The organism is Streptomyces sirii, from assembly GCF_045690365.1.
GTDB classification, from domain to species: domain Bacteria; phylum Actinomycetota; class Actinomycetes; order Streptomycetales; family Streptomycetaceae; genus Streptomyces; species Streptomyces sirii.
The window spans coordinates 2,110,634-2,128,080 of the sequence record NZ_CP147982.1; the positions used below are offsets into that span (position 1 = coordinate 2,110,634).

A 17,447-nucleotide genomic window follows, 5' to 3' on the forward strand; every position below is an offset into this window, starting at 1 on the left:
GTCCGGTACCCGTCCACCGGTGTCCGGTACCGGTCTAACGGTGTGCCGGGAACTCCACGACCTGCTGATAGGTCGGCCGGTTCTGCCAGCTGATGGTGTCGTGGGTCAGCCTGCCCACCGCGCGGTGGATGATGGCGTCCGCGCACCACTGGTCGCCGGCCTTGCAGCTCGCGTCGCCCGGGTAGACCTGCGCGGCCGTCTTGCCGTTCGCCTGCGCAAGGGTCGCCAGCAGGGTGTCGCGGCAGGCGGACAGGTCGCCGCCGCCGCAGTAGCGCTTGGCGAGCGGGCCCTGGACCTTGTCGCCGAGCACCGAGCGCAGGTCCTTGTCCGCGTAGCTCCACCAGCCGTACTGGAACGCCGATCCGGCGTGCGCCCCGGTCGGGCCGTGGCCGGCCGACGGCGACTCGTCGATGGCGAGGTTGGCGCCCAGCGCGCCGTACAGGTCGCCGCCCAGGCCCGGCTTGAAGACGGACTCGATCATCAGCGGCCACCAGGCGTCCATCAGCCGGACCGCGTCGGGGTGGGTGTAGGTGTGCGAGCCGGCGGCGGTCTCCCGGCGCTGGGCGCCGTCCTTGGCCCAGGCCTGCAGCTGCTGGACCGCGGTCTTCAGCCGGGGGTCGGTGACCGGCTTGCTGCCAAGGACCCGCAGGAGTTCGGGCAGCACGTCCTCACCGCGCAGGTCGGTGACGGCGGCCTCGGACATCGCCCGGGTCAGCGAGGCCCGGGTCACCCCGCCCTCCTTGGTCAGCGCGCGCACCCGGTCGTCCAGCAGGTTGCCGCGGTGCACCGAGCCGTTGCCGAAGCCGGCCGAGTCGTAGTCCTCGGCCTGCTTGTTGTTCCAGGAGATGTAGTAGTCCTGGTTGACGGACTGCGGGTGCTGGGCGGGCGGGGTGTAGTCGGTGGTGTTGGTGGCGGGGTCGTAGCCCTGCCACTCGTAGGCGTCGTCCGCCGTGATGGGCAGCGACGGGTCGACGGCGGGGTTGCGGACCGGGTTGAGGCCGCTGTTGTAGTACGCGGTGTCGCGGGAGTCGGCGTAGAACCAGTTGAAGGCGTAGCCGATGTGCTGGGCGGCCTTCTGGAAGGACTTGGCGTCGCGTACCGCGGAGGGGTCGTTGAACATCTGGAAGCCGATGATCGAGTCCGCCTCGTGGCGGTAGGTGGAGCGCTGCGCGGTGTAGGCGACGGGCTTGCCGCGGACGGTGGCGCGGTGCGTGACGGTCCCGTACTTGGTCCTGAAGACCTGCATCCGGTACGAGCCGGCCGCCGTCGGGTCGGCGATGGTGGGCTTCCAGGAGTTGGTGTGCTCCAGCTTCTCCATGGGGACGCAGGAGCCGCGGTAGCGGTAGGAGGTGGAGTCCTTGGTGGCCGGCGAGCCGTCGGCGTTGCACAGGTCGACCGCGAAGGTGTCGGTGATGTCCTGGCCGGCGGAGGTGGCGCTCCAGGCGTAGTCCTGGCCGCGGCCGAGCTGGACGTACATCCCGACGCCCGCGAAGGAGGCGCCGCGGGCGCTGATGCCGGGCCCCTGGATCTCCTGGAGCATCAGCAGCTGGGGCGCGAAGTAGCCGGTCTGCGGGCCGAAGACGGCGACCGGGTTCCCGCCGGCGGTGTGCTTGCCGGAGACCAGCAGGGCGTTGGACATCCCGCGGCGCTGGTTGGGGTTGAAGCTGCCCTTGGGCAGCACCCCGTCCTTGAACAGGCCCTCCAGCTTGCGGAACTTCTTCGGGGCCGCGACCGGGTCCCGCGGCGGCGTGCCGCTCTTGGTGGTCGCCGCGCCGGTGCGGTCGAAGACCAGCGGCTCGGGGGTGACCGAGCCGCGGTCCGGCAGCGCCGTGCCCTCGGCCTTGGCCGGCTTGACGGCGAACGGGAAGCTGCTGCCGTCGTGCAGGGTCTTGGCCGCCTCGGGGTCGTTGCGCTCCCGGAAGGACTCCCAGACCTCGGTGCCCTTCTCGGCGCCGTACTTCTGCTGGGCGGCGAGCAGGGACAGGGCGTTGGTGACCTCGCCGCCCCCACCGTTGCCGAAGAGGCCGCCGACCACGGAGGCCAGCGCTATCAGGTCGGTGAGCTTGAAGGGCGCGATCTCACCGGCGTTGGTGATCGCGTCGATATGCCCGGTGAGCACGTACTCGCCGGGGAAGTAGCGGCCGTTCTTGGACTGCTCCCGGTAGGCGTTGATGCCGTCGACGTACGCCTGCGCGTCGGCCATGGCCTGCTTGCCGCGCTCGCCGTTGTGGTCCCTGATGTAGTCGACCTGCTGCTGGAGGTCCTTCTCGGTGTACGGCGCCTGCGGCCAGAACTGCTGCTCCAGGCCCTGGTTGGCGAGCGCGCCGCCGGCGAAGGAGGTCAGCTCGCCGCGGCCGATGTGGCGGAAGAGGTCCATCAGCCAGAGCCGGTCCTGGCCCGCGGCGTATCCGGCGCCGAATTCGGTGCCGTAGCGGGTGGTGCCCTTGATGTGCGGGACGCCGGTCTTCTTGTCGCGGGTGATGGTCACGTCGTCGCGGGGCGCGGTGACCTTGCCGACCTGGCCGTCGGGGACGCCGAAGGAGGCGTCGTTGAAGAACTGGGTGAGGGTGTCGTCGGTGAGCGACTGGTAGCCGCCGGCCAGCGCGCCGTACGGGGCGAGTTGGTCGGTGGAGTGCTCGGGGTGGGTGCCGAACAGCTTGTTGCCGAGGATCTCCACCAGGGTGGCGTTGCCGGTGGCGCCGGGCGGCAGGATGTCGGCGCACCGGCCTTCGCAGTAGTCATGGGCAGCCTGGTCGGGGTTCCGCGCGGCGGCCGCGGTGGGGGGTGGTGCCAAGACCGTGGCACCCAAGGCGAACAGGGCTGCCGCCGCGGCGGTCCTGAGCCTTCCGGTACGTCGTCGCATCCCTGCTCCTCGATGGGGGTCCCCCCTGCTCCTCACGAACTCGGGGGAGGGTGGGCGGGACGTTACCGGCGGTTATCCCTGGCGGGAAGATGAGCAACAGTCATCTTTTCCCCTTCCCCACAGGCGCAACGGCCGCCACGGACGTGACATCTCACCGCGACACCGGCGAACCGCACGAAAGTTCGATGGATCCAGGCGGCGGCCGGCTACGTCCCATCCCCGTCCAGTCGGGTCCTCCCCCCGGAGGTGGGATGAAATGGCCGGTTTCAGAGCCCTCGCAGAACAGGTCCGCAATCCACGACTCGTCGCAGCTCAGCGGCGCACCGCCCTGCGCAAGTGCCTTGAACGCTTCGCCCCTTACGGACACCGGGCGACCTGGCACCATCTGTGCACCCGGGCCGGTATCGCGACCCAGGACCGCGATCCGGACCCGGAGCGGCTGATCGCCGCGCTGACCGAGCTGGAGGAGGCCCGCGCCCTCTGGCTCGCGTACGAGGAGGAGTTCGCCGCCCGGCGCCGCAAGGAGAAGCACGACGGCATCCGGCAGCCCAGCGCGATCGACGACTGGCACCGGCGGACCTGGGGCGGCTGCGACATCGTGCCGTGCGAGTCTCCGCAGCGGCACCCGGCGGCCCGGCTCGCGGTGGTGCTGCGCCGCATGATCGTGGCGATGGAGACGGGGCGGCCGCGCCAGGACTGCCCGGTGTGCGGCGGCAGGCACTTCGCCTGGCTCCCGGAGACCGCCGAAGCGCCGGCGCCCGGGCCGGCCTGCCGGCAGTGCGGGGTGCTGGCCCCGGTGTCGGTGCTGACCCGTGAGGCGCTGACCTCGGCGGGCCGGGCCCACGGGGCGGGGGCCTTCGCCGCGGCCTGAGCCCGGCGGCCGCCGCCGCCTGCCGCCGTAGGAGCGCCCCGGTCCGGCACCGCGGCCGAAGTCGTTGTCGGACCCCGGTGCCATCATCGAAGGCATGTTGCCGGTATGTCTCAACGGACCGCGGACCGCGGCCGATTCGGGCGCGGTGCCGAGGTCGCCGGCGGTGCTCGCCTAGGCGGCGCGGCAGGCGGTGGCGGCCGGCGCCGAGGACGTCCACGTCCACCCCGAGACCCCGTGCGGCCGTGACTCCCTCTCGGCCGAGGAGCACGCCGAGGCGGTCTCGGCATCGAGGACACCCTCCTGATGCCCGACGGCACCCCGGCGGACGGCAACGCCGCATTGGTGCGCGCAGCGGCGACTTCGGCGTGCGGCCTTCCCGGAGGGTGACCGACGAGGTACGTTCCGCCGCATGAGCGCGCCCGCCCGTTTACGCATCGTCGCCCCTCCGGGGTGGAGCCGGTGGCTCGTCCCGCCCGCCGCCCTGTCCATCCATCTCGCCATCGGACAGGCGTACGCCTGGAGCGTGTTCAAACCGTCCCTGGAGTCCGCCCTGAAGCTGTCCGGGACGGCCTCCGCGCTCCCCTTCCAGCTGGCCATCGTGATGCTCGGGCTGTCCGCCGCGTTCGGGGGCACGCTCGTCGAACGCAACGGCCCGCGCTGGGCAATGTCCGTCTCGGCCCTCTGCTTCTGCAGCGGCTTACTCGTCGCCGCCCTCGGCGCCGCCACCGGACGGTACTGGCTGATCGTCCTCGGCTACGGCGTCATCGGCGGCATCGGCCTGGGCATCGGCTACATCTCCCCCGTCTCCACCCTCATCAAGTGGTTCCCCGACCGCCCCGGGATGGCCACCGGCATCGCCATCATGGGCTTCGGCGGCGGCGCGCTGATCGCCTCGCCCTGGTCCACTCGACTGCTCGCCGCCCTGGGTTCGGACACGTCCGGAATCGCGCGGACCTTCCTGGTCATGGGCCTGGCCTACGCGGTGTTCATGTCCCTGGGCGTGGTGCTGGTGCGGGTCCCCGCCGACGGCTGGCGGCCGCCGGGCCGGCCGGCCGCGGGCGCCTCGGCGGCCCGGCCGCTGGTCACCACGGCCCGGGTCTCGGCCCGCGACGCGCTGCGCACCCCGCAGTTCTGGTGCCTGTGGGTCATCCTCTGCATGAACGTCACGGCGGGCATCGGCATCCTGGAGAAGGCCGCCCCGATGGTCTCCGACTTCTTCGCCCGCACCGCGGCACCGGTGAGCGCATCGGCCGCGGCCGGCTTCGTGGGCCTGCTCTCGCTGGCCAACATGCTCGGCCGGATCGTCTGGTCCTCGGCCTCCGACCTGGCCGGCCGCAGACACGCCTACCGGCTCTACCTCGGCGTCGGCGCCCTGATGTATCTGCTGATCGCGCTGGCCGGCGATGCTTCCAAGCCGTTGTTCATCGTCTGCGCGGCGGTGATCCTGTCCTTCTACGGCGGCGGGTTCGCCACCCTCCCGGCGTATGTGAAGGACCTGTTCGGCACGTATCAGGTGGGTGCGATCCACGGTCGGCTGCTGACGGCCTGGTCCACCGCGGGCGTGCTCGGCCCGCTGATCGTCAACGCCGTCGCCGACAGCCGGAAGGCGGCCGGCCGCAGCGGTCCGGACCTGTACTCCACCTCCTTCTTCATCATGATCGGCCTGCTGGCCGTGGGCTTCGTCGCCAACGAGCTGGTCCGCCCCGTGCACCCCCGACACCACCAACCACCCGCCTCCGACGAGCAGTTGGCCGCCGGCCGCCGCGCCGCGACCGGGTCCGCGCCCGCGCCCGCCGACGCGAAGGGAGCCGAGCAGTGACCGCCCCCCGCACCCTCCTCCTCGTCCTGGTCTGGCTGTGGGTGGCCGTCCCCTTCCTGTACGGCCTTTACGAACTCACCCTCAAGCTGAAACAACTGTTCACGGGCTGACCACCCGCACCGGCAGCGCCCCCGGCGCGGGCACCGGCCCCCGCACCCGTACGGCACCAGGGCCGCGCGGGCACCTGTAGGAGGGAGACGTCCATGGCCGAGCTACACGATCTGTCCGCGCTCGAACAGGCCGAGGGGATCCGGTCCGGTGAGCTCTCCCCCGTGGAGCTGACCGAGCACTACCTCGCGCGGATCGATCGGCTCGACGACACACTGGGTGCCTTCATCACCCGTACCCCGGAGATCGCCCGCAAGCAGGCCGCGGAGGCCGAGAGCGAGGCCGCAGCGGCCCGCCGTGAGGGCCGCGAACTGCCGCCGCTGCACGGCGTCCCGGTCCCCATGAAGGACCTCCAGCAGGTCGCCGGGGTGCGCTGCACGATGGGCTCGCGGGCGCTGGCCGAGAACGTGCCGGCGATCGACGACCATGTCACGGGCAAGCTGCGGGCGGGCGGGACCATCCTGCTCGGCAAGACCAACACCCCCGAATTCGGGCTGCCCTGCTACACCGAGAACGGCTTCGCCCCGCCCGCCCGCACCCCCTGGGACCTGGCGCGCTCGGCGGGCGGCTCCAGCGGCGGCGCGGCCGCGGCGGTCGCCGGCGGCCTGGCCCCCGTCGCGCACGCCAGCGACGGCGGCGGCTCGATCCGTATCCCGGCGTCGGTCTGCGGGCTGTACGGCATCAAGCCCAGCCGCGGCCGGATCAGCGGCGGCCCGCTGATGCACGACATCACGGGACTCGCGACCTCCGGCCCACTGGCCCGTACGGTCGCCGACGCGGCCACCCTGCTGGACGTCATGGCGGGCACGATGCCCGGCGACCCGTACGCGGCGCCGTCGCTGCCGCCCGGCGAGACCTTCGCCTCCTGCGCCCTGCGCGACCCCGGGCGACTGCGGATCGCCTGCCTGACCGGGGCGCCCATCCCGGGCGTCGAGATCCACCCCGACTGCCGCACGGCCGCCGAGGACACCGCCGCGCTGCTGACCGGTCTCGGCCACGAGGTCGAGCAGCTCGCGCTGCCGTCCGACGACTCGATCCGCGAGGCCTTCACCCGTGTCTGGTCCGTGATGGCCGCGAACCAGCCGGTCCCGCCGGAGGGCGAGGAGCTGCTGATGCCGCTCACCCGCTATCTGCGCGAGCGCGGCGGCCAGGTCTCCGGCACGGAGTTCGCGCGCTCGATGTACGCCTTCCGCATGCTCGCCCAGTCCCTCGCCGACGGCCTGATGCCGCCGGGCACCGGCTACGACGTGATCCTCTCACCGACCCTGGCGACGCCCCCGGTGGCCGTCGGCGCACTGCGCAACGACGCCGATCCGCAGGCCGAGTTCGCCGCCCTCGGCGGCTTCACCCCGTTCACCGCGCTCTGCAACGCCACCGGTCAGCCCGCGGTGAACGTCCCGCTGCACTGGAACTCCGAGGGGCTGCCCATCGGTGTGATGCTGGCCGGCAGGTACGGCGACGAGGCGACGCTGATCGCGCTGTCCGCACAGCTGGAGCAGGCCCGCCCGTGGGCGGCCCGCAAGCCGGCCCTGTGGTGAGCGCGGGCTGAGACCGTCCGCGCCCGTCCCGCCGTGGGGCGGGCGCGCTCGCGCTCAGCCCGGCGCCCCCTCCGGGCCGCAGGACGACGGCACGGCCTCCTGGCACGGCGACGGGTCCTTGGGACCGGGCGGTGCGGGCTCCGGGTCCTTGGCGCCCCGGTCGACCCGCAGCCGCCGGGCGCCGGGCCCCTGCTCGCCGAGGTTGTCGTAGGGGTTGGACAGCGCGCACTTCTCCAGCGAGAGGCAGCCGCAGCCGATGCAGTCGGTCAGCCGGTCGCGCAGCTCGACGAGTTGGCTGATCCGCTCGTCCAGCTCGGAGCGCCACACCTGGGAGAGCCGGGCCCAGTCGTCGCGGTTGGGGGTGCGCTCGTCCGGCAACTCCGCCAGTGCGTCCCGGATCACCGCGAGCGGGATCCCGACCCGCTGCGCCGCCCGGACGAAGGCGACCCGGCGCAGCGCGTCCCGGGAGTAGCGGCGCTGGTTGCCCGCCGTCCGGGTGCTGCTGATCAGCCCCTTGGACTCGTAGAAGTGCAGCGCGGACACCGCGGCGCCGCTGCGCGCGGAGAGCTGGCCGACGGAGAGCTCATGAACCTTGAACGGAAGCTGGGGCACCTTTCCAGCCTACGGGCCGGCCCGTAACCCCTGGCGGGCCAGCCCTCCGCCAGGTGGTGTCCGCAAGCGTTGACAGCGGGTACCCGCACTCCGCATGCTGAGCAAGCGCTTAGTAAGCGTCGGCCCGGTGTGCGACGGCGGCACCCGGTGCACGGCGGCGTAGGTGGATCCCAAGGAGGCAGACGGAGATGGCAGAGCCCCGAGTGTTTGCGTCGCTCGACGAGCTGCGGGCCGCGGTCGGCGAGGAGCTGGGCACCAGCGACTGGCTGGAGGTCGACCAGAAGCGGGTCGATCTCTTCGCGGACGCCACCGGCGACCACCAGTGGATCCACGTGGACCAGGAGCGGGCCGCGGCCGGCCCGTTCGGCACCACCATCGCGCACGGCTATCTGACGCTGTCGCTGCTGCCCGCCTTCGTACCGCAGCTGATGCGGGTCGACAACGTGAAGATGGGGATCAACTACGGCACGAACAAGGTGCGCTTCCCGGCCACCGTGCCGGTCGGCTCGCGGCTGCGCGCCACGGCGAAGATCGCCGACGTCGCCGAGGTGAAGGGCGGCGTGCAGCTCACCACGGTGGTGACGATCGAGCGCGAGGGCGGCGACAAGCCGGTGTGCGTCGCGGAGTCGGTCAGCCGTTTCTACCTGTAGCGGAGCCCGCCGGGTCGGCGCCCACCATCCGCAGCACGAGGTCGGCGTAGAGCGCGCCGACCTCGTCGGGGGTGCGCCGGCCGTCCGCCGAGAACCAGCGGGCGACGTCCACGCACAGCGACAGCACCGCCAGGGTGGTGCCCGGTACGTCGTCGGCCCGGAACTCCCCACTGTCCGCACCGTCCTGGATGATCTGCCGCAGCAGATGGTCCGTCCGGCGGCGCAGACCGGCGATCTCGGTGTAGTGCTCGGGGCTCAGCGCCTGGAGTTCGTACTGGATGACCCGGGCGGTGGTGTGGTGCTCGGCGTGCCAGCGGGCGAAGGTGCGCACCGCGTCGCGCAGCCGCTCGGTGGCGCTGCCCTCGGCCTCGGCGGCGGCGCCCATGATGCGCAGGGCCTTTTCGTGGCCGATGCCGCTGATGCGGTAGAGCAGCTCTTCCTTGGTCTTGTAGTGGATGTAGAGGGCCGCCGGGCTCATCCCGGCCCGGCCGGCGATGTCGCGGGTGGTGGTGGCGTGGTAGCCGCGCTCGGCGAACGCCTCGACGGCGGCGCCGACCAGCCGCCGCGCGGCGTCCGGGGTCACCCCGGCCCACTCCTGGTTCTCCTCCGCAGCCTGCTCCGCCGCCGCACCCATCGCCGCACCCCGCTCCTCGATCCGCCAGGGACGTTCCTTGGACGGATCGAACACCATACCGCGCTACTGAGCAAGCGCTTAGGGCCTGTCCGGTGGCGGGACCGGACAGGCCCGGGGGCCGCGGAAAGCGGCCAGGCGCCCGCACAACGGGGTCAGAACGCGGAGACCCCCGTCAGCGCACGGCCGATCACCAGCTTCTGTATCTGGCTGGTGCCCTCGTAGAGGGTCATCACCCGGGCGTCGCGCAACAGCTTGCCCACCGGGTACTCGTCGATATAGCCGTAGCCCCCGAAGACCTGGAGCGCGTTGTTGGCGGCGCGCACCGCGGCCTCGGAGGCGAACAGCTTGGCCTGGGAGGCGGCGGTGGCGAACGGTTCACCGCGCTCGATGAGATCGGCCACCCGCCAGGTCAGCAGCCGCGCGGCGGCCACGTCCACCGCGATATCGCTGATCAGCTCCTGCACCAGCTGATGCCGGGCGATCGGCTTGCCGAACTGCTCGCGCTGGCCCGCGTAGCCGATCGCGGCGTCCAGTGCGGCCTGGGCGATGCCCACACAGCCGGCGGCGACCGACATCCGCCCCTTGGCCAGCGCGGACATCGCCACCGAGAAGCCCTTGCCCTCGGGGCCCAGCATCGCGGCGGCCGGAACCCGTACGCCGTCCAGCACCAGCTCCGCGGTGGCCTGGCCGCGCAGCCCCAGCTTCCCGTGGATCTCGCGACGCGTCAGGCCGGGGCTGTCGGTCGGCACGAGGAAGGCGCTGATGCCCTGATGCCCCGGGGCGTCGCCGGTGCGGGCGAAGAGCAGCACCACATCGGCCCAGGTGCCGTTGGTGATGAACATCTTGGCGCCGTCGACGATGTAGTCGTCCCCGTCGCGGACCGCCCGGGTGGCGAGTTGCGCCGCGTCGGAGCCGGTGCCCGGCTCGGTCAGTCCGAAGCAGCCGACCGCCTCGCCCGAGGTCAGCCGCGGCAGCCACTCCCGCTTGTGCCGCTCCTCGCCCCAGGAGGCGATGGTCTTGGCCACCAGGCCGAGCGAGACGGAGACGATGCCGCGCACCGCGGAGTCGCCCCGGCCCAGCTCCTCGGTCACCAGGACGTAGGAGAGGTGGTCGCCGCCGGAACCGCCGTACTCCTCCGGAACGGTGAGCCCGAGGAAGCCGAGGTCGCCGAGCTTTCGGACGATGCCGCGGTCGACCTTCTCCGCGCGGTCCCAGGCGGCGGCGTACGGCGCGACCTCGCGGTCGACGAAGTCCCCGGCGAGCCGCCGCGCCGCGGCCTGCTCCGCACTGAGCTCCAGATCCATCCGGCCCCCTCCTGACCAAGAGCAGTGCCGCGCACCTTCGTCGCGCGCCATTAATTAGCACTGCTAGTTTTTGCTGGGCGCCTCTACTATGTGCGCCATGGCCCGACCCCGCAAGCCCCTGCTGAGCCGCGAGCGCATCGTCTCCACGGCGCTGCAGCTGATCGACTCCGAAGGACTGCCGGCGCTGTCGACCCGGCGGCTGGCGGCGGAGCTGGGCGTGAGCGGGCCCTCCCTGTACAACCACTTCACGACCAAGGACGAGATCCTCGACGCGGTCGCCGACACGGTCATCGCCAAGGTCGATGTGTCGACTTTCGAGCAGGGTGCGGACTGGCGCACCGGGCTGCTGGACTGGGCCCGCTCCTACCGCGCGGCGCTCGCCGCCCATCCGCACATCGTGCCGTTCCTGGCCCAGGGGCCGGGCCGGCGCCCGGCCGGGCTGAAGATGGCCGACGCGGCGTTCGGCGGCATGGTCGAGGCGGGCTGGCCGCCCGCACAGGCCACCCGGGTCTGCGCGATGGTCCGCTACTTCGTGGCCGGCTCCGCACTGGGCTCGTTCGCCCGCGGCTTCGTGGACGACCCGAGCGCGTACGACCCCGCCGACTATCCACACCTGGGCCAGGCGCATCTGCTCGCGGAGCACCAGCGCCAGGTGGACGAGGGCGCGTTCGAGACCGGTCTGCGCGCCCTGGTGGACGGCCTGGCGCTGCAGCACCCCGAGCTCGCACCGCCGCCCGACCCCACGCACTCCTGAGCGCCGCCCGCCGGCTGTAAAGTGCACCAGCCTCTGGCGGGCAGGGGCGCGGTGCGGGAAACAGGAGGCGGCGTGCGCCAGTGGGGCACGGCCATCAACGGCCCCTTTCAGACGCCTTACGGACGGTTCGTCATCGAGGTGCTGCGCGGCCAGGCGCAGGTCGACTTCCTGCCGAACGCACTGACCGGCGCGGTGTTCTCGATCGGCCTGTTCGCGGCGGGCTGGGGCTACGGGCTCTACGGCCTGACAGGCACGGCCGTCGGCACCGCCACCGCCCGCTTCCTGGGCGTGGACCGGGGCCGGATCACCGCGGGCCTCGAAGGGTTCAACGCCTGCCTGGTGGCGGTCGGCTGTGCGGTGTTCCTCGGCGCCGACCGCCCCTCCACCGCCCTGCTCGCCCTGGCCGGGAGCGCGGTGGTCACCGTACTGACCGGTGCCGCCGCGCGGATACTGGCCACCTGGGACCTGCCGGCCTTCACCCTGCCGTTCTGTCTGACGGCCAGCGCGCTGACCATCGCCGCGCCGGGATTCCAAAGGGTCTGGCACCAGGACGCGGGTCCGGCCGCGCTGCCCCGCCCGGCCGTCGGCCCCGCCGCCCTCACCTTCTCCGACCTCTGGCACGCCTTCTTCGCCAACGTCGGGCAGATCTTCTTCATGCCGCAGTGGTACGTCGGCCTGATCTTCCTGGCCGGCGTCTTCGTCGCCTGCCGGCGGGCGGGCGCACTGGCCTGCGTCGGCAGCGCCGTCGGCATCTGCACCGCATGGGCCCTGGGCGCACCCGCCGAGCAGGTGGCCGAGGGTGCGCTGGGCTACAACGCCGTGCTGGTCGCGATGGCGCTGTGCGGGGTCTTCCTCGTCGCGGACGGCTGGAGCCTGGCGTACGCGATGGCCGGCGCCGCCGCCGCGACGGTGCTCACCCCGGCGCTGGCCGCCGTCTTCGCACCGTCCGGCGGCCACGCCTTCACCTGGCCGTTCGTCCTGGTCTCGCTGGCCTTCCTGACGGCGGCACCGGCCTTTCCCCGGCTGCGCAGGGTGGAGAGGATGCCCGCGGCGGCGGACCCGGCGGGGGGATGAGCCGCCGCCGGGTGCCGCCGTCAGGTCGTCCGGGTCGGTCGTCCGGTGGCCCGCCGCATGCTCAGGGGCGTGGTGCGCCCCTGGCCACCCGGCGGGTCAGCAGCCAGATGGAGACCAGCGCGATCGCGGACAGCGCCATGATGTACGCGGACACCGCCATCGAGGTGCCGCTCACCTCCAGCAGCAGCACCATCAGGAACGGCGCGAGCCCACCGCCGAGGATCGCGCTGATCTGGTAGCCGAGCGAGGCGCCCGTATAGCGCATCGCGGGCGTGAACAGCTCGGCGAAGAGCGCGGCCTGCGGACCGTACATGGTGCTCAGAAAGCAGCTGCCGACGAAGGTGCCGACGCCCAGCCACACCAGCGACGCGGTGTCGATGAGCAGGAACATCGGCACCGCCCACAGCAGCAGGCCGACGGCGCCCGCGGCGTAGACCCGCAGCCGGCCGATGCGGTCCGAAAGCGCCGCGGCGGCCGGGATCAGGGCGAGCTGGGTGAGGCTGACCAGCAGCGAGACGGCCAGGACCGAGGTGCGCCGCATCTCCAACTCGCGGGTGGCGTAGTCCAGCACACCGGTGATCAGGATGTAGAAGGTGGCGGTGTTCACCGCGAACGAGCCGCCGGCCAGCAGGACCGTACCGAGGTGGTGCCGCAGGATCGTCCGCAGCGGTGAGCGCCGCGCCTCGGCCGCCTTCTCCGCGGCCGCCAGCTCCGCCTCCGCGGCCCGGAACTCGGGCGTCTCCTCGACATGGACGTGGATGTAGCGGGCGAGGACCAACACCAGCACGCCGACGACGAACGGGATCCGCCATCCCCAGGTCCCGAACGCCCGCTCGCCGGTGAGGGCCCCGGCCAGCAGGAAGGCGGAGTTGGCGGTCATCACCCCGATGGGCACGCCGAGTTGCACCAGCGAGCCGTACAGCCCGCGCTTGCCCTCGGGGGCGTACTCGGTGGCCATCAGCATCGCGCCGCCCCACTGGGCGCCGACCGCGAGGCCCTGCAGCAGCCGCAGGACGACCAGCAGGACGGGCGCGGCCAGGCCGATCGTGGCGTAGGAGGGCAGCAGGCCGATCGCGGTGGTGGCCAGTCCCATCACCGTCAGCGCGAGCACCAGCATGGGTTTGCGTCCGCGCCGGTCGCCGAGGTGACCGGCGATCACCCCGCCGACGGGGCGGGCGAGGAAGCCCACCGCGAAGGTCGCGAACGAGGCGAGCACGCCGGCGGCGCGGCTGCCGGTGGGGAAGAAGGCGTCGCCGAGGACCAGCGCGGCGGCGATGCCGAAGACGAAGTAGTCGTACCACTCGACGGCGGAGGCGAGGGCCGCGGTGGTGGCGACCCTGCGGCGGCTGCGGGCGGAGGGGGGCGCGGCGGTGCTGCTGCCGTGTGGCGCGGAGGGGGCCGGGTCCATGCTGCACGCTCCGGGGGAAGGGAGGGAGGGGGCGGCGCCGTGACCGTACCGACCAGCCGGTACGGCGTCAACGGACCGCGCGGCACGAGTTCTGGGCGGCCCACGCACGCGGGGCCGGGGCGCCCTCCGCGCACCCGGCCCCGCCCCGTCGCTCCTCTGGGCGCCGCCGACGAATGGCCGCGCCCGGACGTGCCGCCCCTCCCCGGGGGCGCCCCCGTCAGAAGACCACCAGCGCCCGTCCGCCCTTGCCGGCCAGCATCGCCTCGAAGGCGGCCGGGATACCGTCGAGCCCGATCCGGTCGGTGACCAGGCCGGAGAGGTCCAGGGCACCGGAGCGGACATGCTCGGCGATGACGGGGAGGTCGCGGGCGGGATCGCTGTTGCCGTAGACGCAGCCGGAGAGGGTCCGGCCGAAGTAGAAGATCTCCAGGGCGGAGAAGGTCACCTGCTGGTCCTGACCGCCGATGCCGACGACCGTCGTCCGGCCGCCGCGCCGGGTGGAGGTCCAGGCCGTCCGGATGGTGTCGGCGCGGCCCACGCACTCGATGGCGACATCGGCGCCCACGCCCCCGGTGAGCCTGCGGATCCGCTTGGCGCCCTCCTTCTCGAAGAACGCGGCGCCGTCGGCCACCACGAACTCGGTGGCGCCGGCCGAGCGGGCCAACTCCTCCTTGTCCGGGGAGACGTCCACGGCCACGATCGGGCCCGCCCCGGCGATCCGTGCCGCCTGCAGCGTGGCCAGCCCCACCCCGCCGACGCCGAAGACCACCACCGACTCCCCCGCGCGCACCCGCGCGCTGTGGTGCACCGCGCCCCAGCCGGTGAGCACCGCGCAGCCGAGCAGCGCGGCGTCGGCGAGCGGCACCCCGGCCGGCAGCGGCAGCGCGGCGTGCGCGGGCACCACGGTCTCCTCGGCGAAGGCGGCGGTGCCCAGGCCCGGGTAGAGCTCGGTGGCGTCGGCGGCGAGCCGGGCGTACGGGGCGTTCGCGGCGAGGCCGGAGTGGGCGCACAGCCAGGGCTCGGCGAGCCCGCAGAAGTGGCAGTCCCCACAGGACGGCGCCCAGTTGAGGACGACCAGGTCGCCGGTCGCCACCGTGGTCACGCCGGGGCCGACCGCGGTGACGGTGCCCGCTCCCTCGTGCCCGAGGACGGCCGGGGCGGGCTGGCGCAGGGTGCCGTTGGACAGTGAGAGGTCGGAGTGGCAGACGCCGGCGGCGGCGAGTCGGATACGGACCTGCCCGGGGCCGGGCTCGGGCAGGTCGATCTCGGTGACCTGGAGCGGGGCGTTGACGGCGGACAGTACGGCGGCGCGGACCACTGGTTCTCCTCGTGCGCGGGACGGCGGGAAAGGGTACTGCCGCGCGGTCGGCGGGCGGTGGCCGCCCCCGACCGCGCGGCCGGGTCAGAACTGCAGCGACTTGGTCTGGAGGTACTCGGCCAGTCCGTGCGGGCCCAGTTCTCGGCCGACGCCGGACTGCTTGTAGCCGCCGAACGGGGCGAGGGGGTTGAAACGGCCGCCGTTGATGTCGACCTGCCCGGTGTCCAGGCGGCGGGCGAAGGCGACCGCCGTCTCCTTGTCGCCCGCCCACACCGCCCCGCCCAGCCCGTAGGCGGAGTCGTTGGCGATGCGCAGCGCCTCCTCCTCGCTCTCGTACTTCAGGATCGACAGGACCGGGCCGAAGATCTCCTCCTGCGCGATGGCCATGTCCGTCGTGACGTCGGCGAAGACGGTGGGGCGCACGAAGTAGCCCCGCTGCAGGCCCTCGGGCGCGTCCGGTCCGCCCGCCACCAGGCGCGCGCCCTCCTGGACACCGCGCTCGATGTAGCCGCGCACCCGGTCGCGCTGCCGGGCGTTGACGACCGGGCCCAGGCGGCTGGCGTCGTCCTCCGGGTCGCCCACGACGTACCCGCTCACGCCCTGCGCGGCGAGCGCGACCGCCTCCTCGTACTGGTCGGCGTGGACCAGCATGCGGGTCAGGGCGTTGCAGGACTGGCCCGAGTTGCGCATCACGTCGGCGATGTTGACCTGCACCGCCTTGTCCAGGTCGGCGCCCGGGAGGATGACGTTGGCGGACTTTCCGCCGAGTTCGAGGGCGACCCGCTTGACGTCGCCGCCGGCGATCGCGCCGATCTTCCTGCCGACGGCGGTCGAGCCGGTGAAGGACACCAGGTCCACGTCCGGGTGCTCGGCCAGCGCCTGGCCCGCGACATGGCCGAGCCCGGTGACGAGGTTGAAGACGCCGGCCGGTACGCCCGCCGCGGCCACGCACTCGGCGAAGAGCTGGGCGGTGAGCGGGGTGTCCTCGGCCGGTTTGAGGACGACGGTGCAGCCCGCGGCGAGCGCCGGGGCGACCTTGTTGACGACCTGGTGCAGCGGGTAGTTCCAGGGCGTGATCGCGGCGACCACGCCGACCGGCTCGTGGAAGACGGTGGAGTTCCCGATGCGCTCCTCGAAGGGGTAGGAGGCGGCCAGTTCGGCGTACGAGCCGGTGACCACGACCGGCAGTGCGGCCTGCACCCGCCGGCTGAAGCCGAGCGTCGTGCCCAGCTCGGCGGTGATGGTCCGGGCGATCTCCTCCGTACGGGCGGCGAGCTGGTCGCGCAGTTCGGTCAGCCGGGCGGCGCGCTCCGCCGGGGCGGTGGCGGCCCAACCGGGCAGCGCGGCGCGGGCGGCGCGCACGGCGGCGTCCACGTCCTCCGCCGTGCCGGCCGGGACGGTCGCGATGACCCGCTCGTCGGCCGGGTTGACCACCTCGATCGTCCCCGCCCCCGCGGCGGGCCGCCAGGTGCCGTCGATGAACATCGCGTCGTGGTGCTTCACTTCGTCGTCCTCCTGAGCCGGCTGCTGGTCATCACCCCCAAACTAGCGCCGGTAGTTTTGCGCCGCCAGGCCGTACCGGGTCACGCCTCGGTGGACGGCTCCCGCATCTGCACCATCACACTGGCGAATCCGGTGCCGCCGTGGCCCGCGGCGATGGTGCGGTCCACGAGCCCCTTGACGGCGGTGAGCACCTCGGTGTTGATGCCGCGGTGCTCGGTCGCCTCCAGGATGTGCGCCAGGCCCGCCGCCTCCATGACGATGTTGTCCTGGTCGCCGGAGAAGACCCCGCGGTCCAGGTCCTGGGCCATGGCCGCCGCGATGGGCGGCAGGATTCCCGCGATCGCCTCGGTGAACGGCGCGAACCGCGCGGCGGGTATGCCCTCGGCCCCGGACAGCGCGAAGGAGTGCACCAGTCCGGCCATCGCCGAGTAGAAAAAGCCCAGCAGCGAGAGGTCGTACACCGCCGCCGTGCCGGGGTCCTCGCCGAGGTAGGGCGCCCGGCCGCCCAGCGCCTTCAGGGTCGCCTCGTACGTCTCGAACGCGCCGGCCGAGCCGCTGTAGAGGACGGTCGCCTCGGGCTGCCCGATGACCGGCGTCGGCACCATGATCGAGCCGTCGAGGTAGTCGATGTCATGCCCGGCGGCCCATGCGGCGGCGTCCCGCGAGCGCTCCGGGGTGTCGGAGGTGAGATTGACCAGCACCCGGCCGGACAGCCGCGCGCCGACCGGCTCCAGGATCGCCCGGGACACGGCGTAGTCGAGCACGCAGACGACCACCAGCGGGGCGGCGGTCACCGCCTCGGCCACCGTGTCCGCGCGGACCGCGCCCCGCGCGACCAGCTCGTCGGCTCTGCCGGGCGTGCGGTTCCAGACCGTCGTGGGGTGCCCGGCCCGGAGGAAGGCACCGGCCAGCGCGCGCCCCATGGCGCCGAGGCCGAGGACGGTGACGGGGGTCGCGGTGCGGTCGGTCGTGCTCATGAGGTGCTCCTCGC

General features: G+C 73.0%; 14 protein-coding genes. 6 read left to right on the forward strand and 8 right to left on the reverse strand.

Features of this window, described 5'->3' with window-relative positions:
* Positions 1-34: 34 nt before the first annotated feature.
* The gene (locus WAB15_RS09605; RefSeq protein WP_407285966.1) at positions 35-2,863 is read right to left on the reverse strand and encodes a penicillin acylase family protein; all 2,829 of its coding nucleotides are present in this window, start codon (positions 2,861-2,863) and stop codon (positions 35-37) included.
* Between the two features lie 256 nt (positions 2,864-3,119).
* On the opposite strand from WAB15_RS09605, the gene WAB15_RS09610 reads away from it, so the two are divergent.
* From WAB15_RS09610 to WAB15_RS09620, 3 genes are all read left to right on the forward strand, one after another.
* Positions 3,120-3,734 (forward strand): hypothetical protein, encoded by a 615-nt coding sequence (locus WAB15_RS09610; protein ID WP_399144378.1) that lies wholly within the window; start codon positions 3,120-3,122, stop codon positions 3,732-3,734.
* 409 nt (positions 3,735-4,143) lie between these two features.
* Complete coding sequence (locus WAB15_RS09615) at positions 4,144-5,553, forward strand: OFA family MFS transporter (RefSeq protein ID WP_407285967.1); 1,410 nt, start codon at positions 4,144-4,146, stop codon at positions 5,551-5,553.
* A 203-nt stretch (positions 5,554-5,756) separates the two neighbouring features.
* A complete protein-coding gene (locus WAB15_RS09620) occupies positions 5,757-7,199 on the forward strand; it encodes an amidase (RefSeq protein ID WP_407285968.1) in 1,443 nt (480 codons plus the stop codon).
* A gap of 54 nt (positions 7,200-7,253) precedes the next feature.
* Here the strand turns inward: WAB15_RS09620 and soxR are convergent, their stop codons facing one another.
* Positions 7,254-7,811, reverse strand: coding sequence for a redox-sensitive transcriptional activator SoxR (gene soxR / locus WAB15_RS09625; RefSeq protein ID WP_407285969.1), 558 nt, complete (start codon positions 7,809-7,811; stop codon positions 7,254-7,256).
* A gap of 188 nt (positions 7,812-7,999) precedes the next feature.
* Here soxR and WAB15_RS09630 point away from each other — a divergent pair, with 188 nt between their 5' ends.
* Positions 8,000-8,461 carry a MaoC family dehydratase gene (locus WAB15_RS09630; RefSeq protein ID WP_399144382.1) on the forward strand — a complete coding sequence of 154 codons (462 nt, stop codon included), beginning with the start codon at positions 8,000-8,002 and terminating at the stop codon, positions 8,459-8,461.
* On the opposite strand, the gene WAB15_RS09635 is transcribed toward WAB15_RS09630, so the two are convergent.
* Together WAB15_RS09635 and WAB15_RS09640 are read right to left on the reverse strand one after the other, a co-directional pair.
* Entirely contained in the window at positions 8,442-9,095 is a 654-nt protein-coding gene (locus tag WAB15_RS09635) for a TetR/AcrR family transcriptional regulator (protein ID WP_399144529.1), read from the reverse strand. The genes WAB15_RS09630 and WAB15_RS09635 overlap by 20 nt on opposite strands.
* A gap of 152 nt (positions 9,096-9,247) precedes the next feature.
* On the reverse strand, positions 9,248-10,399 hold the full coding sequence (locus WAB15_RS09640; RefSeq protein WP_399144383.1) for an acyl-CoA dehydrogenase family protein: 1,152 nt from the start codon (positions 10,397-10,399) through the stop codon (positions 9,248-9,250).
* A gap of 97 nt (positions 10,400-10,496) precedes the next feature.
* Between WAB15_RS09640 and WAB15_RS09645 the strand changes: the two genes are divergently transcribed.
* Positions 10,497-11,153: a TetR/AcrR family transcriptional regulator gene (locus WAB15_RS09645; protein ID WP_407285970.1), complete on the forward strand. Its 657-nt coding sequence runs from the start codon at positions 10,497-10,499 to the stop codon at positions 11,151-11,153.
* Positions 11,154-11,225: 72 nt separating this feature from the next.
* Positions 11,226-12,227, forward strand: a complete 1,002-nt coding sequence (locus tag WAB15_RS09650) for an urea transporter (protein WP_407285971.1) — start codon at positions 11,226-11,228, stop codon at positions 12,225-12,227.
* Between the two features lie 61 nt (positions 12,228-12,288).
* Here the strand turns inward: WAB15_RS09650 and WAB15_RS09655 are convergent, their stop codons facing one another.
* The 4 genes from WAB15_RS09655 to WAB15_RS09670 form a co-directional block, all read right to left on the reverse strand.
* Positions 12,289-13,635: an MFS transporter gene (locus WAB15_RS09655; protein ID WP_399144386.1), complete on the reverse strand. Its 1,347-nt coding sequence runs from the start codon at positions 13,633-13,635 to the stop codon at positions 12,289-12,291.
* A gap of 217 nt (positions 13,636-13,852) precedes the next feature.
* Positions 13,853-14,953: a zinc-binding dehydrogenase gene (locus WAB15_RS09660; protein ID WP_407285972.1), complete on the reverse strand. Its 1,101-nt coding sequence runs from the start codon at positions 14,951-14,953 to the stop codon at positions 13,853-13,855.
* Positions 14,954-15,037: 84 nt separating this feature from the next.
* Positions 15,038-16,456, reverse strand: a complete 1,419-nt coding sequence (locus WAB15_RS09665) for an aldehyde dehydrogenase family protein (protein WP_407285973.1) — start codon at positions 16,454-16,456, stop codon at positions 15,038-15,040.
* Positions 16,457-16,536: 80 nt separating this feature from the next.
* On the reverse strand, positions 16,537-17,433 hold the full coding sequence (locus WAB15_RS09670; protein WP_399144389.1) for an NAD(P)-dependent oxidoreductase: 897 nt from the start codon (positions 17,431-17,433) through the stop codon (positions 16,537-16,539).
* Between the last annotated feature and the right edge of the window lie 14 nt (positions 17,434-17,447).